The sequence below is a fragment of the Bacillus sp. JZ109 genome (assembly GCF_053903135.1).
Map to the genome: position 1 here is coordinate 2,666,442 of NZ_CP096388.1, position 26,011 is coordinate 2,692,452.

General features: G+C 42.8%; 27 protein-coding genes, 1 pseudogene and 2 riboswitches. Of the genes and pseudogenes, 11 read left to right on the top strand and 17 right to left on the bottom strand.

What is annotated here, in order from left to right:
* Positions 1-59 precede the first annotated feature (59 nt).
* Positions 60-254, top strand: a complete 195-nt coding sequence (sspD, locus tag M1D94_RS13995) for an acid-soluble spore protein SspD (protein WP_003218568.1) — start codon at positions 60-62, stop codon at positions 252-254.
* A gap of 10 nt (positions 255-264) precedes the next feature.
* Here sspD and rsgI read toward each other — a convergent pair whose 3' ends face one another.
* The 4 genes from rsgI to M1D94_RS14015 form a co-directional block, all read right to left on the bottom strand.
* A complete protein-coding gene (gene rsgI / locus M1D94_RS14000) occupies positions 265-1,410 on the bottom strand; it encodes an anti-sigma-I factor RsgI (protein WP_032725586.1) in 1,146 nt (381 codons plus the stop codon).
* Complete coding sequence (gene sigI / locus M1D94_RS14005; RefSeq protein WP_003245855.1) at positions 1,407-2,162, bottom strand: RNA polymerase sigma factor SigI; 756 nt, start codon at positions 2,160-2,162, stop codon at positions 1,407-1,409. The genes rsgI and sigI overlap by 4 nt, the downstream gene beginning before the upstream one ends.
* A gap of 263 nt (positions 2,163-2,425) precedes the next feature.
* Positions 2,426-3,220, bottom strand: a complete 795-nt coding sequence (locus M1D94_RS14010) for a TerC family protein (protein WP_003245669.1) — start codon at positions 3,218-3,220, stop codon at positions 2,426-2,428.
* A gap of 256 nt (positions 3,221-3,476) precedes the next feature.
* On the bottom strand, positions 3,477-4,142 hold the full coding sequence (locus tag M1D94_RS14015; protein ID WP_026113618.1) for a DedA family protein: 666 nt from the start codon (positions 4,140-4,142) through the stop codon (positions 3,477-3,479).
* Positions 4,143-4,322: 180 nt separating this feature from the next.
* Between M1D94_RS14015 and M1D94_RS14020 the strand changes: the two genes are divergently transcribed.
* The 3 genes from M1D94_RS14020 (at position 4,323) to M1D94_RS14030 (ending at position 9,536) form a co-directional block, all read left to right on the top strand.
* The gene (locus tag M1D94_RS14020; protein WP_041850903.1) at positions 4,323-6,725 is read left to right on the top strand and encodes an EAL domain-containing protein; all 2,403 of its coding nucleotides are present in this window, start codon (positions 4,323-4,325) and stop codon (positions 6,723-6,725) included.
* An 87-nt stretch (positions 6,726-6,812) separates the two neighbouring features.
* The gene (gene ku / locus M1D94_RS14025; protein WP_024572505.1) at positions 6,813-7,697 is read left to right on the top strand and encodes a non-homologous end joining protein Ku; all 885 of its coding nucleotides are present in this window, start codon (positions 6,813-6,815) and stop codon (positions 7,695-7,697) included.
* Positions 7,698-7,700: 3 nt separating this feature from the next.
* Positions 7,701-9,536, top strand: a complete 1,836-nt coding sequence (locus M1D94_RS14030; RefSeq protein WP_424926188.1) for a DNA ligase D — start codon at positions 7,701-7,703, stop codon at positions 9,534-9,536.
* 25 nt (positions 9,537-9,561) lie between these two features.
* On the opposite strand, the gene M1D94_RS14035 is transcribed toward M1D94_RS14030, so the two are convergent.
* On the bottom strand, positions 9,562-10,575 hold the full coding sequence (locus tag M1D94_RS14035) for a glycosyltransferase family 2 protein (protein WP_015252230.1): 1,014 nt from the start codon (positions 10,573-10,575) through the stop codon (positions 9,562-9,564).
* 12 nt (positions 10,576-10,587) lie between these two features.
* On the bottom strand, positions 10,588-12,282 hold the full coding sequence (locus M1D94_RS14040) for a DUF6044 family protein (RefSeq protein ID WP_014479610.1): 1,695 nt from the start codon (positions 12,280-12,282) through the stop codon (positions 10,588-10,590).
* Between the two features lie 192 nt (positions 12,283-12,474).
* Here M1D94_RS14040 and M1D94_RS14045 point away from each other — a divergent pair, with 192 nt between their 5' ends.
* Positions 12,475-13,287, top strand: a complete 813-nt coding sequence (locus M1D94_RS14045; protein ID WP_015483151.1) for a metallophosphoesterase — start codon at positions 12,475-12,477, stop codon at positions 13,285-13,287.
* Between the two features lie 27 nt (positions 13,288-13,314).
* Here M1D94_RS14045 and M1D94_RS14050 read toward each other — a convergent pair whose 3' ends face one another.
* Positions 13,315-13,866 carry a YkoP family protein gene (locus M1D94_RS14050; RefSeq protein WP_282627350.1) on the bottom strand — a complete coding sequence of 184 codons (552 nt, stop codon included), beginning with the start codon at positions 13,864-13,866 and terminating at the stop codon, positions 13,315-13,317.
* A gap of 90 nt (positions 13,867-13,956) precedes the next feature.
* Between M1D94_RS14050 and M1D94_RS14055 the strand changes: the two are divergent.
* Positions 13,957-15,077, top strand: a pseudogene (locus M1D94_RS14055) (MGDG synthase family glycosyltransferase).
* 14 nt (positions 15,078-15,091) lie between these two features.
* Here the strand turns inward: M1D94_RS14055 and M1D94_RS14060 are convergent.
* The 3 genes from M1D94_RS14060 to M1D94_RS14070 form a co-directional block, all read right to left on the bottom strand.
* Positions 15,092-15,556: a MarR family winged helix-turn-helix transcriptional regulator gene (locus M1D94_RS14060; protein WP_003232536.1), complete on the bottom strand. Its 465-nt coding sequence runs from the start codon at positions 15,554-15,556 to the stop codon at positions 15,092-15,094.
* A gap of 132 nt (positions 15,557-15,688) precedes the next feature.
* Entirely contained in the window at positions 15,689-15,871 is a 183-nt protein-coding gene (gene ykoL, locus M1D94_RS14065; RefSeq protein ID WP_003245766.1) for a stress response protein YkoL, read from the bottom strand.
* Positions 15,872-15,958: 87 nt separating this feature from the next.
* Positions 15,959-16,114 carry a hypothetical protein gene (locus M1D94_RS14070; protein WP_003232538.1) on the bottom strand — a complete coding sequence of 52 codons (156 nt, stop codon included), beginning with the start codon at positions 16,112-16,114 and terminating at the stop codon, positions 15,959-15,961.
* 194 nt (positions 16,115-16,308) lie between these two features.
* Here M1D94_RS14070 and tnrA point away from each other — a divergent pair, with 194 nt between their 5' ends.
* Positions 16,309-16,641 (top strand): MerR family transcriptional regulator TnrA, encoded by a 333-nt coding sequence (gene tnrA / locus M1D94_RS14075; RefSeq protein WP_003232541.1) that lies wholly within the window; start codon positions 16,309-16,311, stop codon positions 16,639-16,641.
* Positions 16,642-16,683: 42 nt separating this feature from the next.
* Here tnrA and mgtE read toward each other — a convergent pair whose 3' ends face one another.
* The 7 genes from mgtE to ykoG form a co-directional block, all read right to left on the bottom strand.
* Entirely contained in the window at positions 16,684-18,039 is a 1,356-nt protein-coding gene (mgtE, locus tag M1D94_RS14080; protein WP_003232543.1) for a magnesium transporter, read from the bottom strand.
* Between the two features lie 17 nt (positions 18,040-18,056).
* Positions 18,057-18,179: a hypothetical protein gene (locus M1D94_RS14085; protein WP_009967087.1), complete on the bottom strand. Its 123-nt coding sequence runs from the start codon at positions 18,177-18,179 to the stop codon at positions 18,057-18,059.
* Between the two features lie 92 nt (positions 18,180-18,271).
* Positions 18,272-18,437, bottom strand: a riboswitch (M-box (ykoK) riboswitch).
* A gap of 107 nt (positions 18,438-18,544) precedes the next feature.
* Positions 18,545-18,682, bottom strand: coding sequence for a transcriptional regulator SplA domain-containing protein (locus M1D94_RS14090; RefSeq protein ID WP_003218541.1), 138 nt, complete (start codon positions 18,680-18,682; stop codon positions 18,545-18,547).
* 82 nt (positions 18,683-18,764) lie between these two features.
* Positions 18,765-19,277 (bottom strand): PepSY domain-containing protein, encoded by a 513-nt coding sequence (locus M1D94_RS14095; RefSeq protein ID WP_282627348.1) that lies wholly within the window; start codon positions 19,275-19,277, stop codon positions 18,765-18,767.
* 91 nt (positions 19,278-19,368) lie between these two features.
* Complete coding sequence (locus tag M1D94_RS14100) at positions 19,369-20,049, bottom strand: PepSY domain-containing protein (protein WP_282627347.1); 681 nt, start codon at positions 20,047-20,049, stop codon at positions 19,369-19,371.
* A complete protein-coding gene (gene ykoH / locus M1D94_RS14105; RefSeq protein ID WP_072174121.1) occupies positions 20,046-21,410 on the bottom strand; it encodes a two-component system sensor histidine kinase YkoH in 1,365 nt (454 codons plus the stop codon). The genes M1D94_RS14100 and ykoH overlap by 4 nt, the downstream gene beginning before the upstream one ends.
* Before the next feature lie 3 nt (positions 21,411-21,413).
* Positions 21,414-22,100: a two-component system response regulator YkoG gene (gene ykoG / locus M1D94_RS14110; protein ID WP_041850911.1), complete on the bottom strand. Its 687-nt coding sequence runs from the start codon at positions 22,098-22,100 to the stop codon at positions 21,414-21,416.
* Positions 22,101-22,201: 101 nt separating this feature from the next.
* A riboswitch (TPP riboswitch) is annotated at positions 22,202-22,314 on the top strand.
* Positions 22,315-22,410: 96 nt separating this feature from the next.
* Here ykoG and thiU point away from each other — a divergent pair.
* From thiU to thiX, 4 genes are read left to right on the top strand one after another with little or no spacing between them, the layout of a single operon-like run.
* Positions 22,411-23,013 (top strand): HMP/thiamine ABC transporter substrate-binding protein ThiU, encoded by a 603-nt coding sequence (gene thiU / locus M1D94_RS14115; RefSeq protein ID WP_411225724.1) that lies wholly within the window; start codon positions 22,411-22,413, stop codon positions 23,011-23,013.
* Between the two features lies 1 nt (position 23,014).
* Positions 23,015-23,614 carry an ECF transporter S component gene (locus M1D94_RS14120; protein WP_003232554.1) on the top strand — a complete coding sequence of 200 codons (600 nt, stop codon included), beginning with the start codon at positions 23,015-23,017 and terminating at the stop codon, positions 23,612-23,614.
* On the top strand, positions 23,601-25,244 hold the full coding sequence (locus M1D94_RS14125; protein WP_326352740.1) for an ABC transporter ATP-binding protein: 1,644 nt from the start codon (positions 23,601-23,603) through the stop codon (positions 25,242-25,244). Before M1D94_RS14120 ends, M1D94_RS14125 begins: the two co-directional genes overlap by 14 nt.
* Complete coding sequence (gene thiX, locus M1D94_RS14130; RefSeq protein WP_424935196.1) at positions 25,219-25,983, top strand: HMP/thiamine ABC transporter permease ThiX; 765 nt, start codon at positions 25,219-25,221, stop codon at positions 25,981-25,983. The genes M1D94_RS14125 and thiX overlap by 26 nt, the downstream gene beginning before the upstream one ends.
* Positions 25,984-26,011 lie beyond the last annotated feature (28 nt).

The following is a 26,011-nucleotide window of genomic DNA, read 5'->3' on the forward strand; positions in this document are numbered from 1 at the left end:
GTATATTTCAAACTAAATACGCGTTAAGAATTTCTTTATCGAAAAAGGAGATGAAAAAGATGGCGAGCAGAAATAAACTCGTTGTTCCAGGGGTGGAGCAGGCACTAGACCAATTTAAACTCGAAGTGGCTCAAGAATTCGGTGTGAACCTTGGTTCTGATACAGTCGCACGCGCTAACGGCTCTGTAGGCGGAGAAATGACAAAGCGGCTGGTACAGCAAGCACAATCACAATTAAATGGCACAACTAAATAAATTCAGGTCTTTATTCGCCGGGGGCACTCGGCGAATCTTCATTTTGAGCTGAATTATTATCACTGCTGTAGCCGTTTGGATTACGTCGGTCTGAAGCGTTATCCCTTCTGGACGAAGAACGGTTCTTGCCTTGTTCACCATTGTTCCAGTCCCTGTGATATTGGCTTTGACCCTTGTCAGCGCCGTTATTTTCATTTCCTTTATCTTGAGGATCTTGTATTGGGGTTTGCTCATGGTCCCCATCTTTTTCGGTATTTGTATTTTCATCTGATTCCTTTATTTTTTTATCTTTGTCACTATCATCAATCTGGTCATCCGCTTTATCTTCTTTCTGGTCTCCGGAATCCGCATCATTCAGCTGTTCATTATCTCCTTGCTTGCTGTCCTGGGTGTCAGTTTGATCGTTGTTTTCATCCTCATTTTCATCACTCTTTTGATCCTCTTCCCCGGATGGTTTGCTGGAGTCATCTTTTAAATCTTTATTGTCATTCTTTTCATTTGATTTGATGTAGCTGCCTGTTGAGACGCCTTCTTTCTTCGCTTTTTCCCTCGTTTGCATATCTGACTCGAGAGATTCCATGCGGTATGTCGTTTTATATTTTTCAGTCACATCATTCAGCTGTTTTTTCACAGCCTTTTTATATGTATTGTCTTCTGTGTTTTCATAAACAGTGGAAATCAATATTTCTTTCGATTTCTTTACATACCCGTGTTCACTGCAGTCGGTTATAATATCGTCAATCACCTTTTTAAAATCAGTCTTCTCCCAATCATCTATATCATTCACGACTTTCTGTCCCTCATCGTTTAGAGGCGTCAGTTCAATCACTTCATAATCGCTGTTTAACGCCATTTCGACGCTTGGATTGATATCGATTGTCATATACGCATAGGCCTTATTATTAGAAAAAACGGGGAGAACTATAAAAATAAAGAGCATAATAGCAGTCATCGTAAAAATCCCCATTTTGAAAGGGCGCAGTTTAAAAAAATCAAAAAAGCTGGCCCTTCTGCCCATGCGTGTTTCACTCGGAAGCATGATTTCTTCTCCGATTTCATAGCTGTGTCGATCATTTTTGGCTTTTAAAAATTGTCCGTCAGGGGTCAGCAACGTGACGAATTTTTTATTTTTCTCTACTATAATCCCTCTTCTCATGAGTGCAGCACCCCTTTAAGATAATCTTTTAAATAAATATAATCACCCGTAATGATAATACACATCGCAATAATATATTTTCTGTTTCTCTCAATCGTTTTTCGGCTCACAGAGACAAGCTGTTCAAGCTGTTTGACCGGAAGCTGCTTCTTTGTATACAGGATAGCGGCCAATTCTTCATGTTCAACAAGCGTCATTGCCACCTTTATGGCGTTTTGCCTTGCATCCGTGTGCTTTGGAGAATTTTCAAGCAGTTCTTTAAACGATAAACCATAATCCTTGAGCTGCTTTTGAAAATAGAGGATTTCCTCCCGCCTCTGCTCCTGTTCAATCTGACGACGGTATTCATCAATGGAAAGTTCGGCTTCAATCAGGCTTTGTGATGACTCCTGATCGTCTCCTTCCTGTAAATCGATATTTATATTTTGTGCGCTTCTGGCTTCTTTTCTAATGTAATCAATGACTTTTCTTTTTATAATAAGCTCAGCAAATGCGAGCAGAGAATTTCCTTTTTCAGGTGAATATTTTTCTATAGCTTCATTAAACGCGATCAGTCCAATACTGAACTCATCGTCTTTTTCATCTATATATCGTTTACAAACGGATGAAACCGTCTTTGCGATAAATGGCTTATATTGCTGTATTAATTCATTTTGCAGATCTTTATTGCCTTTTTGTATACTCTCAACAGCTTTTTCAAGTGTTTGCTTCTTTTTTCCCAATTTAAACAAAAGGCTAAGCACTGGTTTCACCTCAGTTCCTCCCTATAACTACTCATTAATGATAGCTAATTTGATAGGGATTCGCAAAGGAGAAAAAGAAATATTGATTTCCAATGTCTCAATTATGACAAACCATTCTGACGTCCTATACATGATTTCGTGCCTTTCTAAAGAATTAAGGGGGTTTTATGCGTGTTTTTTGTAACAAAGATGTTATAAAAATGTTATTTTATTTCGCTTATGAAAACGCTTCAAACACAAAAAGACTCTGCTTTTAAGCAGAGTCGTTCAGATTATGCCCGTTCACGGGTGCTGTTTTTTTGTTCGTTTTGTGCGCCCTCCGGCTGTTTTTTCCCACCTGACATAAACCAGCCGCAAACCGCGATTGCTGCTAAGACACCCCAGAATATCAGTTTCCATGTTCCAGAATGGATAAAGTGCTCAGAAACAACCGCTATGTCGCGATGGGCAAGCGTATATAAAGCAAGCTTCACTCCTACCCAGCCGACAATCACAAAGGCTGCTGTTTCTAGGCTTGGACGTTCCTTTAATAACTTCACAAACATGGAAGCCGCAAACCGCATGATCACCAGTCCGATGATACCGCCGGCCAAAATGACGAGAAATTGTCCTCCGTCAAGTCCGCCGATCTTCGGGAGTGATGTCCCAGGAAGTGTAACCGCCAGCGCTACTGCTGCTAAGATGGAATCAACAGCAAACGCGATATCTGCCAGTTCAACTTTTAAAACAGTCGGCCAAAAACCGCTTTGCTTCGTCTCTTTATGTGTGTCTTCTTTCTTAAATACATATCTTTTCAATAAGTGGCTTGCTGAGATATACAGCAAATAGATCGCGCCAATCGCTTGAACCTGCCATACGTTGACCAAAAATGAAATGGCGAATAAAGAGCCAAATCGCAGAACAAAAGCCCCTGCCAATCCATAAAATAACGCTTTTTTTCTTTTTTCCTCCGGCAAATGTTTTACCATTACCGCCATAACCAGCGCGTTATCGGCGGCTAAAATCCCTTCCAGCCCGATCAAGACGAGAAGAACCCAACCATACTCTAATAATAATGCTGCATCCATAAATGATACCCTCCCAAAAAAGTTGTTTTCTTTCTCTTCATCCGATCTTATGCCGGCCGGACCATGCAAAAAAGACCTTTGCCGACATAAGGCAAAGGTCTTGCTAGACATGAATTCAGGCATGTCAACAAAGCCGATGGATACAATCCATGAAATGACGACTTTGTTTCCGGAATACATTCCGGACGCTACTCCCCTTTGGGATTTCAAGAAATATGATTTTATACGTCAATGATATGCGCAGCGCAATGATTTGTCAACGTTTATTTTTCAAAAATACAGATAATTGTTCGGAGTGCGTGCGTTTCTTCCTCTTTTTCATCAGTAAGTAGAGCAGGAAAAGCGCCAAAATGGCTATCCCGATCGGAAGCATATATTGATCAAGAATAGAGCCGACTTCCTTCCAATTTTCACCGAGCTTCACACCGAGATAAACATATACAAATGTAATCGGAAGCATAGCAATGAATGTATAAAGCGAAAACACCCAAACATTCATTTTTGCAATTCCGCACGGTATGGAAATCAATGTCCTGATGCCAGGCAAGAAACGGCCGCTGAAGGCGACAAAGCCTCCATGTTTTTTGAAAAATTCATCTGACTTATCAAGCGCTTCAGGTTTAATAAAGAGATACTTCCCAAAACGTTCAAGAAACGGCCTTCCTCCGTACCGGCCTATCCAATACAGCGTAAGCGGACCGGCCACTCCCCCAAGCGATCCTGCCAAAACAACGCCGGCAAGTGTCATATCGCCTTTAGATACCCAATAGCCCGCAAGCGGCAAGACGACTTCGGCCGGGATAAACTCAATACTGAGCGCTAGAAATATTCCAAAATAAGATAAGCTTTTAAATGCTTCTATCCATGACATAACCAGCTCTTCGATAGCCACCAACTCCCTTGTTTCATGTTTATGTATCATACATTTTTGTTTTTTCGGTAAACGTCAAGATGATTTTAACACATTTTTCACGGTCAGTTGAACTAAAAATAGATCTCCCTCGTATTTCTATCGTTTTGAAGGCTGAAACTCTGCGGTTAAGCAGCCGATAATAAAGAGAGTCAACAAGACTGGAACACACGATACGGGGGGAATCTCCATTTGGAAATACACGTTACATATAATACGACGCTCATATGTTTATCTTTTCTTATCGCCTGTACCGCCTCGTATATTTCCCTTGAACTTTCAAGGAAAGTCACCATCAATACAGGCTTAAAAAGTAAAATTTGGCTGATCGGCGGCTCACTTATTATGGGATTCGGTATTTGGTCAATGCATTTTGTAGGGATGATGGCCGTCCATATGGAAATGCCGATGGAATATGAATTCATGCCTTTAATGGCAGCCATTGGCGCATCTGTTTCGGGATCATTTGTGTCATTATATTTTGTCAGCCGGCACATACTTACATATTACAGACTGCTTACCGGATCAGTTGTGCTTGGTGCATCTATTGCTTCTATGCACTATATCGGAATGTCTGCCATTTCCCGGGTAATGATTATTTACGAACCGATTTTATTTACAGCTTCAATTATCATTGCGATTGCAGCCTCTTTCGTCTCGTTAAAAATATTCTTTGACTTGGCCGTAAAAAAACATTCTGAGCATCTTATATTCTATAAAGTCGTCAGTTCAATTGTAATGGGTATTGGGATTTCGGGCATGCACTACACAGGGATGCTTGCGGCAACTTTCCATAAGGACACGGCTCCGCCCGGAAGCCATATGGAGGTGCAAACGTTTCATTGGTCAATTTTTGTTACTTTAATTATTTTTTGTATCCAAACGTTATTGTTATTCAGTTCCCATGCAGATCGAAAGTTTATTAAACAGAGCGAACGTATAAAGGATAACGAACAGCGATTTCAGTCTTTAATCGTCCACAATATTGATGCAATCTTTATTTTATCATTAGAAGGAGACATAATATCTTCCAATCACGCTGGTGAGGAAATGATCAGCAAATTTGGCTTCAGCATGCATGACTGGAGGAATTACACATCACAGAAGATTAAGCGCCTTTTTGAGCAAGTTAAAAAAGATAAACAAGCGATGAACAGCGATAGCGAACTTATCACTGAAAAAGGCCAGTTTCACTTAAATATTACGCTCATACCTGTTGAGGTCAATCAAGAACTGGACAGCATTTATGTCATTTGCAAAGACATGACGAAGCAGTACAAAGCAGAAAAAGAAATCCATAGAATGGCTCATTATGATTCGCTTACAGACTTACCTAACAGAAGGCATGCCATCTCTCATCTAACAAAGGTACTGAATCGCGAGCATACCTTGCATTATAACACCGTTGTTTTCTTTCTCGACTTAAACCGGTTTAAAGTGATTAACGATGCATTAGGGCATAATGTCGGCGATCAACTGCTTCAGTTTGCGGCTAAACGTTTGTCATCTGTAGTCCCTGATAACGGATTTATCGCCCGTCTTGGCGGTGATGAATTTATTATTATATTAACAGACGCCAATACAGGAACAGGCGAAGCAGATGTTTTAGCAAGAAAAATTATCCAAAAATTCAAAAAACCTTTCAAGATTCAAGATCACACCCTTGTCACATCTGTCAGTATCGGGATTGCGATATCTCCAAAAGACGGGACTGATGGCCTTGAATTGATGAAAAAGGCTGATATGGCGATGTATGCGGCTAAAGAACGAAACAAAAGCAAATACAGATACTATTCTTTTTCAATTGGCAACAAAGAAACCGTCAAGCTTAACCAAGAGATGGTACTCAGAGAAGCAATCGAAAACGATAGATTTGTCTTGCATTATCAGCCGCAATTCAGTGTAAAAAAACAAAAAATGACAGGAGCAGAAGCACTGATACGCCTTGTGACACCAGACGGGCAACTGCGTCCGCCCGGAGAATTCATCGGTGTCGCAGAAGAAACGGGACTTATTATTGATATCGGAAAGTGGATTATAGATGAAGCATGCAAGCAGGCAAGGATTTGGCACGACAAAGGCTATGATCTTTCTGTCGCCATTAATATTTCCGCCAGACAGTTCCAATCCGAAGATCTGATTCCCCTCATCAAGGATACGCTTAATAAATACCAGCTTCCTCCGCAGCTTCTTGAAGTGGAGGTGACGGAAAGCATGACAATGGACAATCTCGATCACTCCAAAAAGGTTTTGTCATCCCTTACAGAATTAGGAATCAGAATCAGTATTGACGATTTCGGTACTGGTCACAGCTCCCTTAGCTATTTGAAGGACTTCCCGATTCACAGGCTGAAGATTGACAAATCATTTATTGACGATATTCAGACCCATCCTAAATCAGAGCAAATTACCGGAGCTATTATTGCCATGGGGCATCAGCTGTCTTTGCAGGTGATTGCCGAAGGTGTGGAAAATGCAGCTCAAAAGCAGCTTCTATATGAAAAAGGCTGTGACCATTTGCAGGGCTTCTTTTTCAGCAGGCCAATACCTCCGGAACAATTCGAACAATTCATTATTGAACAGCCGTCGCAATAACAGCGCCGGCTTTTTTTCACCCATAAGTTACTACACATGAATCGTACTCCTTCTCTTCACACTAAAGAAAAAAAGGGGTTTATCGATATGCATACAATGTGGAAGGGATCGATCAGCTTCGGATTAGTAAACATCCCCATCAAGCTATATGCGGCCACAGAAGATAAAGATATTAAACTGCGCAGCCTCCATAAAGAGGATCACGCACCAATCAAATACGAGAAAGTTTGCACAAATTGCGAAAAAACTCTTAGTCCTGATGAAATTGTGAAGGGATATGAATATGTAAAAGGGAAATATGTAGTGCTGACGGACGAAGATTTAAAAAGCTTAAAACAGGAGCATGAGGAGAAAGCGGTTGAAATTGTTGACTTTGTTCAGCTTCAGGAAATTGATCCGATTTACTTTAACCGCTCCTACTTTGTCGGCCCCGGGGATAATGGGACGAAGGCCTATACCCTGCTGCGTGAGGCGCTGCGCTCAACCGGAAAGATCGGTATCGCCAATATGACAATCAGGTCAAAGCAGCAGCTGGCGATTCTCCGCGTTTATGAAAATTGTATCGTCATGGAGTCTATCCATTATCCCGATGAGGTCAGAAGCGCCGCTCATGTCCCAGGTGTACCTGATCAATCGAATGTAAACGATAAGGAACTGCAAACTGCTATCACATTAATAGATGAACTGACTGCTGAGTTTGAACCTGAGAAATATGAAGACACGTACCGACAGGCGCTGCTGCAAAGAGTCAACGACAAGCTAGAAAATAAAGAAACGGCCGTCACTCCTGATAAAGCGCCACCTCGTGAAGATGTCATTGACCTGGTAAGCGCTCTGCAAGCCAGCATTGACAGAACCAGAAGGCCGAACAGGGAGACACCGGCTGCCGCACCTGCACAAGCCGCTGAACCGAAAGGAGCCGGAGATAAAAAACAAAAAACAACTAGAAAAAAAGCCTCCGGCACGTCATAGCCCATGGCGTTTACCATGCAGCCGGTCTTAACTTCGTCACCGCCAATCGGAGCAGAATGGCGTTACGAAGTAAAATATGATGGGTACCGCTGTATTCTCCGCATCCATTCTTCAGGTGTGACCTTAACCAGCAGAAATGGTGTGGAGCTCAGCAGCACCTTCCCTGAAATCACACAATTCGCCAAAACTGCCTTTCAGCACATGGAAAAAGAGCTTCCGCTGACACTTGATGGTGAAATCGTATGTTTGGTGAATCCTTGTCGTGCAGATTTTGAACACCTTCAAGTGCGGGGGCGTTTGAAAAGGCCAGACAAGATTCAGGAATCGGCAAACGCCCGGCCGTGCTGCTTTCTCGCCTTTGATTTGTTAGAGCGAAGCGGAGAAGATGTAACGCTTCTTTCGTATTTGGACCGCAAAAAATCTCTGCGTAAACTCATATCCGCAGCAAAGCTTCCTGCATCTCCAGATCCTTACGCAAAAGAAACCATTCAATCCATTCCCTGTTATGATCATTTTGATCAACTCTGGGAGATGGTAATAAACTATGACGGAGAAGGAATTGTAGCGAAGAAAACAAACAGCAAATGGCTTGAAAAGAAGCGGTCGTCCGATTGGCTCAAATATAAAAACTTTAAACAAGCTTATGTTTGCATAACAGGGTTCAACCCTAACAACGGGTTTCTGACGGTATCTGTGTTAAAAAACGGAATAATGACACCGATTGCCTCTGTCTCGCACGGAATGCGCGATGAGGAAAAAAGCGCTATACGCGAGATTATGGAACAGCACGGACATCAAACACCCTCAGGCGAATTTACGCTTGAACCTTCGATTTGTGCAGCTGTTCAATACTTAACAATTCTCCAAGGCACATTAAGAGAGGTATCGTTTATCGGTTTCGAATTCCAAATGGACTGGACCGAATGCACATATGCGCAAGTCATACGACACTCCAAACCGGTTCACCCAAAGCTCCAGTTCACAAGCCTGGATAAAATCATATTTGAAAAGAATAAAAAAACAAAAGAAGATTTTATTCAGTATATGATTGAAGTCAGTGACTATCTGCTCCCATTTCTGAAAAACCGGGCTGTCACCGTCATCCGCTATCCGCATGGATCTAGGAGCGAATCATTTTTCCAAAAAAACAAGCCGGACTATGCGCCGGATTTTGTTCAATCTTTCTATGATGGAAGCCATGAACATATTGTCTGTGAGGATATGTCTACATTGCTATGGCTTTGCAACCAGCTTGCTTTGGAGTTTCACGTTCCTTTTCAAACCATTAAAAGCAGGCGTCCGGCTGAGATTGTCATTGATTTAGACCCGCCTTCGCGAGATGACTTTCTTATGGCCGTGCAGGCCGCAAATGAACTGAAGCGGCTGTTGGATTCCTTTGGCATCACATCGTACCCGAAGCTGTCCGGCAACAAAGGCATCCAGCTTTATATTCCCTTGTCTCCCGAGGCATTTACGTATGAAGAAACACGCCAATTTACGCAGCTGATCGCAGAGTACTGCACCAATGCATTTCCCGAGCTATTTACCACTGAACGCTTGATTAAAAACAGACACGGCAAATTGTATCTTGATTATTTGCAGCATGCAGAAGGAAAAACGATTATCTGTCCCTATTCGACGAGAGGAAATGAGCTTGGGACTGTTGCAGCCCCGCTCTACTGGCATGAGGTGCAATCATCTTTAACACCCGCTCTGTTTACAATTGATACGGTCATCGATCGAATTAAAAAGCAGGGCTGCCCATTTTTTGATTTTTACCGCAACCCGCAAGACGAACCGCTTAGCGCCATATTGCATCAGTTGAAGAAAAAGAGCTGACTAGTGAAGTCAGCTCTTTCCGTGTTTAACTGTACTTTTTTTCTAACCGCTCTTTTTCCTGGCGCTGAAGCGGGCTCAGCTGCTCATTATACAAATCAATATCGATCGCGTATTTCGGTCGTCTTTTCACTTCAGAAAAAATCGTTCCAATATACTCTCCGATGATGCCAATTCCCATCAATTGCAGCCCGCCCAAAAACCAAATGGATATGATGAGAGACGCCCAGCCTGCATTCGTATGGCCGAGCAGCTTTTGAATAAACGCGCCAATCCCTGCCACAGCGCTGAGGAAAAACAAAACAAACCCTAAAAGCGTAAAGAATCGAATTGGTGCGACACTGAATGAAGTAATCCCGTTAAAAGCGAAGGATAGCATCTTTTTCAGCGGATATTTCGTTTTGCCGGCAAAGCGTTCCTTGCGGTCATACAAAACTTCGGCCGATTTAAAGCCGATCATGGGGACAATACCTCTTAAAAACAGATTCGCTTCCGGATAACGCTCAAGCTCTTCAAGGGACCTTTTATTCATTAAACGAAAATCAGCATGATTATAAATTAATTTAATCCCAAGCTTATTCATGAGACGATAAAACCCTAACGCTGTCGTGCGCTTGAAAAAGGTATCGGTTTTTCTGCTCCGGCGTACACCGTAAACGATCTCGCAGCCCTCATGATATTTCAGCATAAAATCCCGGATCACAGAGATGTCGTCCTGAAGATCAGCATCGATCGAAATGACGCAGTCTGACCTATTCTTCGCTTTATGCAGTCCGGCTAAAAGCGCTTTTTGGTGGCCGACATTGCAGGCTAATTTTAAGCCGGTAACCTTCTTGTTTCTTATGCTCTCCATAGCAATTAAAGCCCAAGTGCGGTCTTTGCTGCCATCATCGACAAACAGAATTTTACTGTCTTCAGCAATTAATTTTTCTTCAATTAAATCATCTACAACCTCTGTCAGCTGACGGCTTGTTTCTTGAAACACTTCCTCTTCATTGAAACACGGGACGACGATGGTTAATACTGGCTGTGACTGTTTCAATCGATATCCTCCTTATCTTGTTTCATATAAATAAATGCGCCAGGCGGAATCTTTATGGTCAAACGTCTTTACGAGCGCGAGATGGTTTTGTTCAGCATTCATGATCGGAACTGAAGAAAAAATGTACCGTCCGCCCATTTTTTTAAATACATCTGTATTTAATTGAAGGTTGTTGATCGTTTTCTTCGAGTTCTTTTTGAAATCATATCGTTTACCGAGTTCATCGACAAAAAGGTAGCAGCGGCTGCCCCATTCATCAAAGTATTGTTTCAGCCGAGAATTTTTTTCCAGCTCTTTTTCGATGATTTTCCTAAATTCATATTTATATGAAAGCGGATACAGATTGTTATACGTATCTAACGTATAAAACCCGTTATATTGGGCGATAGACGGATGCAGTCCGATGCTCGCCACCCTGTACGAATCCTGCGGACGTCCGATATATTCCTTAATCTCTTTGAATTGCTCCGATGCATAAAACTCCTTGAATGTCGGCGCGTTGTAATGAACGCCATACGTATATTCTTCATTAAAAGGCGCCAACACCATCAGCTGTGCAGCGACTGCGGCGTACACAAGCCATTTCCATCCTTTCCCCATCCGCCAAATGAGATATAAAGCAAGCGCAAAGCTCACGTATATAACAAGCGGCCGAAGAAAATGAAAACGGGCAAAATTAAATTCTGCTAAAAAGGCAAATTTCTGCTTTGGAACAGCCCAAATTTTGTTGAACCAAAACGCATACCATAATGACAATCCGTAATTAAGCACACATAAAAACAGATAAACATTTTCTGGCTTTGTCCGATTTCGTTTGAACAGCAGAGCAGCAAATACGACCAGCAGGATCGGAAGGATGACAACGGTATGAACGGTCATCACATGATTATGGCCATAGACAAAGTTTTTTACGGATAGCCGAAGAGAATGCCAAACGTCATGCCTGGATGAGATAAATTCGATACGATGCATCGGTGCGTGTTCAAACAGCATCGAATAGACAAGCCGATATTCAACGAAAAGATAGATACTCGTCATAAATGCAATACTGCCTAAGAACATCAAATTCCATCTTCTTTTTGTAATGGCATCATACAGCCAAAAACACGCCATCCCTGCCAGGAAAAAGAAGAAGCCTAGAACAAAGCTTGAGTATAGAGGGAGCAAGCCCAGCGTCAGCCACTCTCTCCATGAGATATCCCCTTTTCGGATATTTAAAAAAGCCCACAGTGCCAAAGGGTACCCAAGCGTACTCAGCATTCCCGAAGGCCAGAACGGTGTTAAGGCAAATGCAAGCGATACGCCAATTCGGATGAAAGCCGCTTTTGGTTCCGGGATTATATGTTTCTTCAGCAGCACATACATTCCAAAAAAAGCGACAACTCTTGTAACCGTCTGGCTTATTGCATAGGCGGTCATGGAAGAAAAGAAAGCATGGAGCCAAACAATTCCGCTCCACTCGGTGCCAAAGGCATCACGGGGCAGCCCGTTAATGATTTGCGGAATGGCAGCGTCAACCTTGCCGACGATTTCTCCGCTATCGGCCAGAACCTTGTACCAAGCGATGTTGGAATCTAAATTATCGTGGACCCGGATATGGGCATCTTCCTTTAAAATAAAAAGCGGGGATACATACAATAAAAGAAGAAATAATGCGATCCAGAGATAATATGTTTCTTTTTTTTGTTGTCTCATCAATCGTAACATTGCTTACACATCCATTTGTTATTCTGACTCCGTCGGCATGTTCTGCCTCATGTGTCAAAATTTATTATCCCTTTTCCCTTCCAAATCATTCATCATATGACAATCCGTTTTTCAACCTGTCTCTACCCATTAATTCCCGCTATCCATAGGGCTTGATCACTTACTATACTGATAGAAGGGAGGGGATATATTTTGTTTACAATCTTACTTTCATTGGCCATACTCGTATTTGTGCCATTTCTATATAAAGCGAACCGCAATACAAAAGATGTGAAAGTCAACACCATTTCAATCGACCAAAAAGACGGCCTTCCAGCCAGAAAAAAATTAAATATCCTTCATTTATCAGATCTTCACTTGGAAAACATTTCTGTCTCACCTGAGGAGCTGTATCATTTAACAAAAGATCAGCCTGTGGACATCATTGCTCTTACCGGGGATTTTCTTGATCGGAAACGTAATATTCCGAAGCTGGCAGGTTACTTGAACGCCTTGCAAAAGCTAAAGCCTGCATATGGAATGTACGCGGTGTTCGGTAACCACGATTATGTATTGAAAGAAGAGGACTTTCGGAGATTGAAGCGAGTTTTAGAGGAAAACGGCTGTATCACGCTGCAAAATGAACATGTTCGAATCGAGACGGCTGCAGGGCCAGTCAATATTATTGGCATTGATGATTACAGTACGAATCGGAGTAATATCAACGGCTCTTATCAAAGTCTGGAAAATGGCTATCATCTTGTCTTAACACATGACCCAAATATTATTCTGGATATGAAAGATGTTCATTATGATTACCTGCTGTCAGGGCATTTTCACGGCGGGCAAATTCACTGGCCAAAACCGTATCATTTGGTGAAAATGGGAAAGCTCGTGCGAATGAACATGATTAAAGGTCTTCATTATCATCACGATAAACCATTTTATATCAGCGAGGGCTTGGGACAAACCGGCGTAAATATCCGTGTCGGAAGCCGTCCTGAAGTGACATTTCATCAGATTTAATCAAAAAAGACTGTGCTGACCGAGGCATCAGTCTTTTTTTTGATAGGTTTTCTGCAGCTTTTCTTTTGAGATAAACAAATAGGATGAATTCGGTAAATGCCGCAAGCTCACAGGCCTTGAAGTCAAATATAAAATCGGCACATGGGACACTTTTTTGAAACATCTGTAAAAAGGATTCACCGGGGTGATCACATCAAAGCCGAGCCTTTCCACACCTTTGTCAAGCATTGTAATCCCAATGATTCCTTTGATTTTCTCGCTTTTTTTATGATTGTTAATATAGTCAAGAAGAAGCGGCATCGATTGATATACTTTCTGATAAATAATGATTCCCTTTCTGACTGCGCTCTCAATGCTTTGAAGCTCCCTGATCAGCTTTATGTTATGCAGGTGGATTTTAACGAGCACATCATTTTTTCTTATATGCGTTCCGTCGCTAAGCACGACATGATGTCCTTTGTACTTCGTCAGCCTGACTCGAAAGACGCTTTTACGATCTTTGTCAACCAAGGTCAGCCTTGAAAAAAAGAAATAAATCGGGTCAACCACTCTCCATATGGAAAGGAAACAAGTTTTCATCTTTTCACCTTCCTTATGATCAAAAACACCCTTATATTTTGTGAACGTTCTCCTCAAAATATAGTTGCCATATTTTTTAGGAGGACCGTCATGAAAAACATTCTCATTTTTCCTTTTTTAAGCATTTCCACCGGCCATCATCATGTGGCTGATGCATTGCAGGCTGAATTAGAGTCTCAAGGGCTGGCAGCTGAAAAGATTGATATCTTTTCACATGCGTATAGCCGTTTAGAAAAATTGTCCTCCGTGGCTTATTTAAAATGGATTCAATATTTCCCGAAAACGTACAGCGGCATTTACAGGCTCCTCGCCTGCGGAGAATTTCAGCATGACAAACGCTATTTCATGTACGAATGGCTGTTCACACAGGAAATGAGGCACATCCTCCAAGAAAAACAGCCTGATATCGCCTTCTGCACACATGCGCTGCCTTCTTATCTGCTGAACCGATTAAAGCCTGAATATCCGAATCTGACGGTTGTGAATGTATACACTGATTTTTTCGTGAATCAATTATGGGGACGGAAGAACATTGATTACCATTTTGTTCCGAGCACGGAAGTAAAGAAGCAGCTAATATCAGAGGGGATCGATCAGAACAACATATACTTGACCGGTATTCCAGTTCACCGAAATTTTGAAATGGAATCAGCAGATACCTTGCAGCACCACCCGCCATATACCATCATCATCACAGGGGGCAGTATGGGGGTCGGTGGGATTTTAAAATGGGTGCAGGAACTGTCCCCAGGCGGAAAGATCTTATACAAAATATTATGCGGCAGAAACGAAAAGCTCTACTCCTATGTCAAAAGTTTACACCACCCCTTGATTGAGGCGATTCCTTACCTTCACAGCAAAGCAGAGATGAACCGTTTGTACGAACAGGCGACAGGCATCATGACTAAACCCGGAGGCGTGACCATCAGTGAATGCTTACAGAAACGGCTTCCGGTATTTATTTATCATGCACTCCCGGGACAGGAGGAAATGAATTTAAACCTTTTACATGAAAGGAAGCTCGTCACAGATATGAGAAACTGGGACATGCAGAAAGCAGAAGAGTATATCGCGGTATTTTTTCAATCGAACGAACAAATGAAGGAGTATAAAAAGCACGTCAATGGATACCTTGGCGAAATGTCTGATAGGAAGATTGAAGATGTTTTAAAAAGAATCATATGGAAACAAAAAACACTCTCCTGAAATAGAGAGTGTAGAATAGTTAACGAAACAGCAAATGCTGGCTGTGTATGCCTGCTTTCTTGAGCAGGACGATCAGCTGGTCCTGTTCATCAGGCGAAAGACCTGAAAACGCTCTCGCAATACGCAGTGCATGAATCGGATAAATTTTATCCAAATACTCATTTCCCTTGTCAGTTAAATGTGCGTAAACAGAGCGTTTATCTTTCGGGTCTTGCTCCCTTACTAAAAACCCGTTTCTTTCTAGTTTGTCAATAACATATGTGACGTTTCCGCTTACAAGCAGAAGTCTCGACCCAATTTGCTGTAATTTTTGCGGGCCTCTTGTGTACAGGAGCTCCAGTACAGCAAATTCAGTGGGATTAAAACCGTGCTCTTTGCTATCACGGATACTATGTTCGGACACACTTTTGAAAGCCCTTGCAAAAACTCTGTACAAATTCATCGCACGCTCAACTTCTTCTTCGTTAAACGATAATCTCATCATATCTACCTCGTATATAGGATTTTTATAAAAAAATAATGAAAACCCTTACATATAATAAGAGTTCAGTCCCTTACTATACGTATTCGCTATAATTCGAGAAATTCCTTCTAAAAGCAAAAAAATCCTTATACATTATCTTGTATAAGGATAATTTTTATGATTTGTAATGCTTCGAAAGAAATAAGCGTATTCTTTCCGAAGCTCAGAAATCGTCATTTTGTTCATGACCTCTTTATTATAAACCCCAATCTGATAGAGTTTTTCAGAATAATGGCGTCGTTCTTTTTCTAAAGCGGATTTCAATAAATTACTCATAGCGTCCTCCTTCATTTTGAGGTATCCTATACAAAAGATACTCTTTTTAAATGAACGTGGTATGAATCTAATGTAAAGAATTTATGTTTACGAAGATTTTCGGTATTGTCCGTTTTGAACCGATCTTAATAATTGAAAAGCCTGTTCTCCGGCAAGCTGCATAAACGTCTCCAGCATTTCATCACGCTTGATATCCAACTCTATAATTTCTTTTGCCAGTGAGACCGCTTTTTCTTCCTCCATGATTATCCTTCCTCCTCGTTTGATTCGTTACATAAAGGATAAAACGCGCTTGGGTGTTACGCATTATTCTTGTTAATTTTTCTTCCGTATTTTTTCAAAAATCTTCTATTTGATGTTAGAAAATATGACAAGCGTCAGGTTTTTTCTCTTTGTTTTTTATATACTATTATCAAAAGACATCCAGGGGTGGAAAAATGACCACAGAAGATCATTCTTATAAAGACAAAAAAGTGATTTCAATCGGAATTGTGAGTGAATTGACAGGATTGTCCGTAAGACAGATCAGGTATTATGAGGAACGAAAGCTCATTTACCCGCAGCGTTCTTCAAGGGGGACAAGAAAATACTCTTTTGCCGATGTGGAGCGGCTGATGGATATCGCCAATAAGCGTGAAGACGGCGTACAGACGGCAGAGATTTTAAAGGATATGCGCAAAAAAGAACAGATGTTAAAAAACGATCCGCAAGTGCGGAAAAAAATGCTGGAGGGGCAGCTTAATGCTCACTTTCGGTACAAAAACCGTTAAATAATAAAAGTCCGGCTCGCAGTTGAGACGGACTTTTTACGTTTATAATGAGTGAATGAATGCAGTGGCAATGCCAAAGTAGATTAATAAAGATAAAATATCGTTTAACGTTGTAATCAGCGGTCCAGAAGCAATCGCCGGGTCTACTTTCAGTTTGTGCAAAATAATAGGGATAATCGTTCCTGACATCGTGCCGATGATTAAGGTTAAGAACAGTGAAGAGGCGACAACAAATCCCAAAAGCGCATTCCCCTGCCATATGATGGAGACAATCGCAATCAGCACAGAACAAACCGCTCCGATAAAAATACTTGTTCTGAACTCCCGGAAGATCAGGCGCACAATCGTTTTTTTGTTCATTTCTTCTTTAGACAAACCTCTGATGACAACCGCGAGAGATTGTGTTCCCGTATTTCCTGTCATCCCTGACACCATCGGCATGAAAAACGCAAGCGCGACAACCTGCTTCAGCGCGTCTTCAAAATAGCTGATAATGCTTCCTGAAATCAGTCCGATAAACAAGAGTAAAATCAGCCATGGCAGGCGCCGGTATGCCGCCACGTAAGCTTTTGTGTCAAAGGTGATGTCTTTACCGGAAGCTGCAAATTTTTCGTAATCCTCATCAGCTTCCCGAATAACGACGTCGATAATATCATCGACCGTCACAATGCCGACAAGCACGTTGTTTTCTTCTACAACCGGTATTGCCAAAAAATCGTAACGTTCTATCAGGCGGGCAACTTCTTCCTGGTCCTGAAGAGCATCTGCTGATATGACGCGGGTAAACATTAAATCCTGCACCTTTTCTTCAGGTTCACCCAGAATCAAATCGCGGTAGGAAAGAACCCCAACCAGCTGTTTGCTTTCATTAATAACATATAAGTAGTTGATCGATTCAGCTATTTCAGCGAAGCTTTTCAGTTTGACGACCGCGTCTTTTACCGTGTAATGCTGAGGAATCCACACATACCGGTTTGTCATCATGCGTCCCGCTGAATCAGCCGGGTAATTCATTAAGAGCTGTACAGCTTTTGACTCTGACGCTTCCATGCTGGACAAAAGCTGTTCCTTCAGTTCTTCGTCCATTTCTTCAAGCAATTGAGCGAGGTCATCGTTGTCCATTTTGTTCATCGCCAGTGTTGCTTTTGTTTTTCCGACTTTATTTAAGACGACAAGCTGAAATTCGCGTTCCAGCTCCCCGATCATATCAGTGATATCGTCTACAGTTAAATAAGATAAATAGCGGGCGCGGTGTTTTTCCGGCATTTCTTTAAAAATAAATGCCATGTCATAGGGCTGAAGCTCATCAATAACACTTCTGAAATCCCTGATTTTCCCGTCTCGCAGTAAAATAATGATGCGTAAAATGAGTTCGTCATAGGTCATGTTTTGAACCATCGGGACTCGTACCTCCTCTACGGAGACGTGCCGGCCTCGCCAGAAGGTGCGGCAGTTCGTCTCCTCATCGTGTAATCAATTGTCTTGCTGTCATAGTATATGGGTACTTCTTCAGATTGACTCGAATGGGGAGAATCCATACTCCGCACCTCCTTTGATTGGTTTCGTTTTAAAGGCATAAAAAAAGCCTTCGGGATTGAAGGTGAAAGAAGCACGGCAAAAAAAAGCGTGCGGGCGCCTTCAATCGTAGAGCTTTAGCACTGTATGGCATAGGACAAGCATCCAGCTGCATTAAAAATCACCTTATGTCGATGATTTCTGTTGACCCATTGGCGTCTTTGGACATTTTTGGGCAGCAGCGTATCTCCATACAGGAGCCTCACCTAACGAAGTTCCTAATTGAATTGACACACTGAGATTACAGAAAAAAACAAGCTGTGTCAACTCAAAAAAGTAATAAATACGCTTACATCACAATTACGGAACAAAACAAGGGCCTAAGCCCTTATTCTGTTGTTTGTGTCTCGTCATCTTCAGAAAGCAAATGATACGTTTCATGAAGAAATAAGGCATACTCTCCTTCCTTCGTCGGATGAGGGACATATTCAGCCTGATTGATGTATTGCTCCTCTTTCTTTTCCATGCGTTTCGCCTCCTTTTCTACTTAGATTGTCCAAAAGAAGGTTTCTTATCATGAAAAACCCCCGCTGCAGCGGGGGTTTTGATTAGTCATCTATCTCCTGTTTGATAATGCGTCCATCTTTTGCGGAAATTTCAAATTCTGTCTCAGTTCCTTGTTTCGTTTGGATTTCCATTTCATAGATGTAAGCACCGTCATCTTCGTCAAGCTTACTTTCTGTTACGGTTCCGCCTGTTTGCTTTAAAGCAATTTCTTCAGCTTCTTCTTTGGTTATGGCGACTTGTTCTGCTTTCTCCTTTAGCGGGTCATTAAGCGCTTGTTTTGTATGAATATCTACATAAACGTCGTAGTCTTCACCTTCTTTTTCAATCTCCACTTCATAGACTTCTTTGCCGTTGTAAAGGTCTCTGTCAATGTCTTCTACTGTGCCGTCAACAACTGTTTTAGCAATTGCTTCTGCATCTTGTTCAGTGAGTGCATCCGTCTTAGAAGAAGCCTGTCTGTTTTCATTGTTTTCTTTGGCAAACGCGTTGTAGCTGAATCCTCCGGCCGCTAGGCATCCTGCTAAAAGACCGACCATCCATTTTTTCTTGAGCATTTGTGAGTCCTCCTTTGTTTTGTATGAGTACAGTTTACACACTCAACATGAAAGGAAAACGAGAGCAAGATGAGAATTTGATGAGAAACCGTCAGTCTTCATACACAATGTTAGCTACCTTTCCTGTGTAGGCATTGATTTTCACTGTCGCTTCCTTATTATCAGGAAGATCAACGTCTACTTCAAAGATGAGAGTGCCCTCACTTTCTTCGAGATCTGCGTCATCCGCTGTTCCGCCCGTTTTTCGCTCTGCAATTGTTTTGGCTTCTTTTTTCGTAATCGGCGTTTTTTGTTGATTTTTGCTGCTGATTTGATCGGCAGACAAGACTGTTTTTGCCTGCATGTCTACCTTCACTTCGTATGTTTTCCCGTCTTCTTTTTGTATGGTATAAGTGGCAACTTGACTTTGCCGTGTTTGTTTTTTGACCGTTCCCGGCACCCGCTCAAGCGCGAGATGCTCGGCTTCTTTTTCTGTCATGGCAGATGGATTCACTGCTTTTACTCTATTCATTGAAAGAATGTCAGCCGATATTGCGTCTGCTTTTACAAAGTAAGTTCCCTTTGGATTTTCAAGGGTTATATCATATGTTTTTTTATCCTTTGATTGTGTTGCTTTCGTGACCTTGCCTTCATAAGAGGCTTCGACTTTTTTTACGACAGCCTCCTTTGACAATACGTTCTCATGGGTTTGCCGAATGATGAGAAACGTACAGATGATGACAACTAAAATGGCTGCTGCAGCAAAAGATACTGTTTTTATTGTTTTAGTCATCGGCCTCCCCCATTCTGTTCGCTGAATTGCATGGTGACAGCTGTTCCTTGTCCCGGCTTGCTTTTGACAGACAGCTCAATGCCATGTTCATCAGCGATTTGCTTGGCAATGGAAAGGCCTAAACCTGTTCCGCCTGTTTTTCTGTTTCGTGCCTCATCTGCCCGGTAGAACCGTTCGAACAAATGCGGGATATGCTCCTCAGGTATTCCGATGCCTTCATCCCTCACTGATAGAAATGGCCGTCCATTCCTCGTTCCGGCTGACATCTCAATAGGCTTTTCACTATACTTTATTGCATTATCAAGCAAAATGGTCAACAGCTGCTTGATGCGTTCTTCATCTGCCTTTACAAGCAGGCTCTCTTTATCTGTTTCAAGCAATATGTCACGCTGATAAACGGACTGGAGCGTTTGCATAACCGCGCGCGCCGCTTTAATCAGATCGATTGTTTTCAGATCAACCTCGAGTCCTTGATGGCTTTTGGCCAGCGCCAAAAGCTGATTGGTCAGTTTTTTCATATGCACCGCTTCTGAGTGAATGGCTTCTATCGACTCCTCAAGCACCTCCGGCTTTTTTGCACCCCACCGCTTCATCAGGCTGCTGTAGCTTTCTATAATAGTGAGCGGGGTTTTCAATTCGTGTGAAGCATCTTGAACAAATTGCTGCTGTTTATCATAGTGCTCCTTCAGCATCATTGCCATTTCATTAAATGTCAGCCCCATTTGATACAATTCATCGTTGGACTGTCCTTCTAAAGAAATCGTTTTAAATTCTTTGTCTCGCTGTATGTCTTTCATTGTGATCATTAATCGTCTGATCGGATTGATGATTCGGCGGGCTAGCAAGCTGCCTGCAAAAAAAGAAGCAATGCAGACAGCAGCACTTGCAGCGATTAAGATGATTTTCAGCAGAAACAGACTCTCTTCTGTGTTCTCCAATCTTTCAACCAGCTGAAGAGACACGACTTGTCCATCGGTCCAAATCACCGGAACAGCAGCCTCGGCAAACAGCTTGCCGTCATGTTTCCTCACATCTGCCGTTTCGCCGCTATGAAAAGAGAGAGGAAAATCTTTATAGGCTTTTTCTTTTGTGATCGTCATAACGGCTTTTTGATCACCATTCACTACACGCACCATGCCATTTGCCGGAAGATAGGCCTGCAGCATATCCTGCAAAGCCACTCCTTCTGTTTCAGCGGCACGCAGCGCTTCGGCAATGTTATCCGTCTCATCAGCAAGCCGGGCCGCATCCTTTGATGTCAGCGCAGACGAAAAAATGAGATAGACTGCGGTATGAACCAAAATTAATAAAATCAACAGTGATATCGAAGTGTATAGATGAATCTTGGTCTTCAGCTTCATCGTTTACCCCTTAATGGCATAGCCGACCCCGCGAATCGTATGGATCAGCTGTTTTTCGTAAGGATAGTCCAGTTTTTTTCTGATGTATCTTATGTAGACGTCCACGACATTTGTATCACCGATATAATCAAATCCCCATACTGAGCTTAGAATTTGCTCCCGTGTCAGCACTTGCTGCGGATGCTTTAGCATATAGACGAGCAGATCAAATTCCCGCGGCGTTAATTCCACCTCTTTGTCTCCGCGTCTCACTTCACGGGTTTTTTCGTTCACCCGCAAATCGTCATATGTAAGAAAGGTGCCGATATCTTCAGTTTTTGTTCCATTTTGTCGCAGCGCCGCCCTGATTCTCGCAAGCAATTCCTCGATTTCAAACGGCTTGGTGACATAGTCATTTGCACCGATGTCCAGACCTGTTACCTTATCAGGAATACTGTCTCGCGCCGTTAATAATATGACCGGTGTCTGCGAATCCGTTTTTCTCAAGCGGCGCAGCACTTCCAGTCCGCTAAGCCCCGGAAGCATAACATCAAGAAGCACCAAGGAATACCCGCCTTCCGCTGCCGCATCAAGACCTTCTGTGCCATTGTGTTTGATGGTGACGCTGTATCCTTCATATTCCAATTCAAGCTGAAGAACCCTGGCGATTTTTTCTTCATCTTCCACAATTAATATGTTTCCTTTTTCCAAATTTGATCATCCTCTCCTGTCCCTATATGAAAAAAATGATTTCGTTGTTTACAAAATGATTCTTATCATCTATTATGATGTCAAAATAAAAAATTGTATACGGAAAGCACTAGGGGTGCTGTTTTGGCTGAGATAAAGCGCGAAAGAAACGCGCTTTGATCCCTTATGACCCGATCTGGATAATACCAGCGTGGGGAAGTGCAGGTTGACCGAATGGTGTATTTTTTTGTGCGCTTAATCGATCTATGACTGCATATTCCCTTAGGATATGCAGTTTTTTATTTTACCAAAAAAACAGGAGGTCGGAGAAATGGAGCATATTTGCGGTACAAGCAAAATCGCCGGTTTTCGCTTCTCTTTATATCCGATGACGGATGATTTTATCAGTGTGATCAAGTCTGCGCTGAAAAAAACAGATACATCCAAGGTTTGGACGAAAACCGACCATATCAGCACGGTGTTACGCGGATCGATTGATCATGTATTCGATGCTGCAAAAGCCATTTACCTTCATGCAGCAAACAGCGAAAAACACATCGTCATGAACGGCACGTTTTCCATTGGATGCCCGGGTGACACACAGGGGGATACATATCTTTCCAAAGGCGATAAGCGTGTCAATGAAGATGCTGTCCGAGGCTTGAAGGCGGAAGCGCCGTGCCAATTTGCCCTTTATCCAATGAACGAGCCGGATTATATGGGATTGATTATGAAGGCTGTCGACATTGCAAAAGCCCAAGGCACTTTCGTACAGGGTGTCCATTACGCGAGCGAGCTTGACGGGGATGCGCATGACGTATTCAGCACATTGGAATCCGTTTTCCGCATGGCCGAGCAGCAAACAAACCATATCACCATGACTGTGAATCTTTCGGCTAACAGTCCATCAAGAAAAAACAGAAAGCAGGGATAAAATGAAAAGCTGGAAAGTTAAAGAAATTGTCATCATGTCCGTTATCAGTATCGTATTTGCCGTTGTTTATTTATTATTTACACATTTCGGAAACGTGCTTGCAGGTATGTTTGGGCCAATCGCCTATGAACCGATTTACGGCATTTGGTTTATCGTTTCTGTGATCGCCGCGTACATGATTCGAAAACCGGGTGCGGCGCTCGTTTCTGAAATCATTGCCGCTCTCGTTGAGTGCCTGCTGGGAAATCCGTCTGGCCCGATGGTCATCGTCATTGGCATTGTTCAAGGACTCGGGGCTGAGGCTGTATTTCTTGCAACACGCTGGAAAGCATACTCTCTCCCTGTCCTTATGCTGGCCGGTATGGGATCTTCAGTAGCCAGCTTTATCTATGATCTCTTTGTTTCTGGCTATGCAGCCTATTCACCAGGTTATCTGCTCATTATGCTTGTGATCCGCCTCATTTCCGGCGCGCTTTTGGCGGGGCTTCTCGGAAAAGCTGTCAGCGACTCTCTCGCTTATACAGGTGTGTTAAACGGAATGGCACTCGGAAAGGAACTGAAAAAGAAACGGAAGCGGGCGTCAGAACATGCAAGCCTTTGATGAGCTTCTGACGGTTGAGCAGCTCAGCTTCTCTTATGAAGAAGACGAGAAACCGGTTTTTCAAGACATTTCGTTTGAGCTTCAAAAAGGAGAATGTGTTTTATTATTAGGACCGAGCGGATGCGGCAAAAGCTCGCTCGCCCTTTGTTTAAACGGTCTATATCCGGAGGCTTGCGACGGCATTCAGTCCGGACATGTATTTCTATTTCAAAAGCCGGTCACAGATGCTGAAACCTCCGAAACGATTGCTCAGCATGCCGGGGTCGTTTTTCAGGATCCTGATCAGCAGTTCTGCATGCTGACGGTGGAGGACGAAATAGCGTTCGGGCTGGAAAATCTGCAAATTCCAAAAGAAGAAATGACAGAGAAAATCAACGCCGTATTAGAAAAATTACGCATTATCCATTTAAAAGAAAAAATGATCTCAACCCTTTCAGGAGGACAAAAGCAGAAAGTGGCTCTCGCCTGTATTTTGGCGATGGAGCCTGAGCTTATTATTTTAGATGAGCCGACCTCTCTTTTAGACCCTTTCTCAGCGCGGGAGTTCGTTCATCTGATGAAGGATCTTCAGCGGGAAAAAGGTTTCAGCCTCCTCGTCATTGAGCACCAGCTTGATGAATGGGCGCCTTGGATTGAGAGAACGATCGTGCTCGACAAATCAGGCAAAAAGGCGCTGGATGGCCTGACAAAAAATCTATTTCAGCATGAAGCGGAGACACTAAAGAAATTGGGCATCGCCATTCCAAAGGTCTGTCATCTGCAGGAAAAGCTGAGTATGCCGTTTACTTTATCAAAAGAGATGCTGTTCAAAGAGCCTATTCCTGCCGGGCATGCAAAAAAGAAGGAAGCTTCTTCTGGGGAGAGTGTGCTTGAAGTCAGCAGCCTTTCGTTCGCGAGAGGACAGCAGGCGATTTTCAAAGACATCAGCTTTTCGTTGCGTGAAGGCTCTTTAACGGCGCTTGTCGGTCCGAACGGAACTGGAAAATCGACGCTCCTATCAGTTCTGGCTCGTCTCATGAAACCGCAAAGCGGCAAAATCCTTCTCTATGATCAGCCGCTGCAGAAATATAAAGAAAAAGAATTGCGTAAACGGATGGGATTTGTTTTTCAAAACCCCGAGCATCAATTCGTCACCGATACGGTGTATGACGAGCTTCTGTTCGGCCAGAAAGCAAATGCTGAAACTGAGAAAAAAGCGCAACATCTGCTGCAGCGTTTTGGTCTTGCGCATTTGGCTGATCATCATCCGTTTGCGATCAGCCAAGGGCAAAAACGGCGACTGAGCGTTGCTACTATGCTCATGCATGACGTAAAGGTTTTATTATTAGACGAACCAACCTTTGGCCAGGACGCCCGCACAGCGGCTGAATGCATGGAAATGATTCAACGTATCAAGGCAGAGGGAACTGCTGTCCTTATGATTACACACGATATGGAGCTAGTCTCTTCGTATGCTGACAGCGTGCTTGTGCTTCACGATACAGGCCTGGCCTTTGACGGATCTCCAGCGCAGTTGTTTTCTCAAGAAACAGGGCTTGTTCAAAAAGCAAAGCTCACCCTTCCCCTTCTATATGAATGGATGGCATTTCAAGAGGAGGTGCGTGATGAAGCAGCCGTTACATCTCATTAATCCGACTGTGAAAGCGGCGGCGGTTTTTTGTTGTGTCGTCATGCTGTCGTTTATTTACAACCCTTACACTCCGGCATGTTTTTATATCATCATCGTTGCGGGCGTTTTACTGGCGGCCGGAATCCCATTGAAAAAATGGTTGTTGTTTACGGTTCCGTTTTTGATTTTAGCATTCGGGTGCGTGTGGACAGCCGCAGTTTTTGGAAAGGTGCCGACAACACCGGATAATTTTTTGTTTCAAGCAGGCCCTATCTCCATTAACAGCGATAATTTGTCTGTCGGCATCTCTCTCGGGTTTCGTATTTTATGCTTTTCCGCCTTATCGATGATGTTTGTTTTTACAACCGATCCGATTTTATTTATGCTGAGCCTTGTCCAGCAGTGCAGGCTCTCACCAAAGCTCGCGTACGGTGTCATTGCAGGCTTTCGCTTTCTTCCGCTGTTAAAGGATGAGGTCCAGCTGATTCAGCAGGCTCATAAAATCAGAGGAGGAGCGGCGGAGAGCGGCATCATGAATAAAATCAGTGCGTTAAAACGATATACCATACCGCTATTGGCAAGCGCCATCAGAAAAGCGGAACGGACAGCGCTTGCGATGGAATCGAAAGGATTTACAGGAAGCAGAAACCGGACATACTACAGGACATTGAGCGTGAACCGGCGCGACTGGGTGTTCTTTTGCCTCGTCCTCTTATTATTCGCGGGATCCTTTCTCGTATCTTTATGTTTCGCATCATAAAAAATCCGCTATCACAGATAGCGGATTT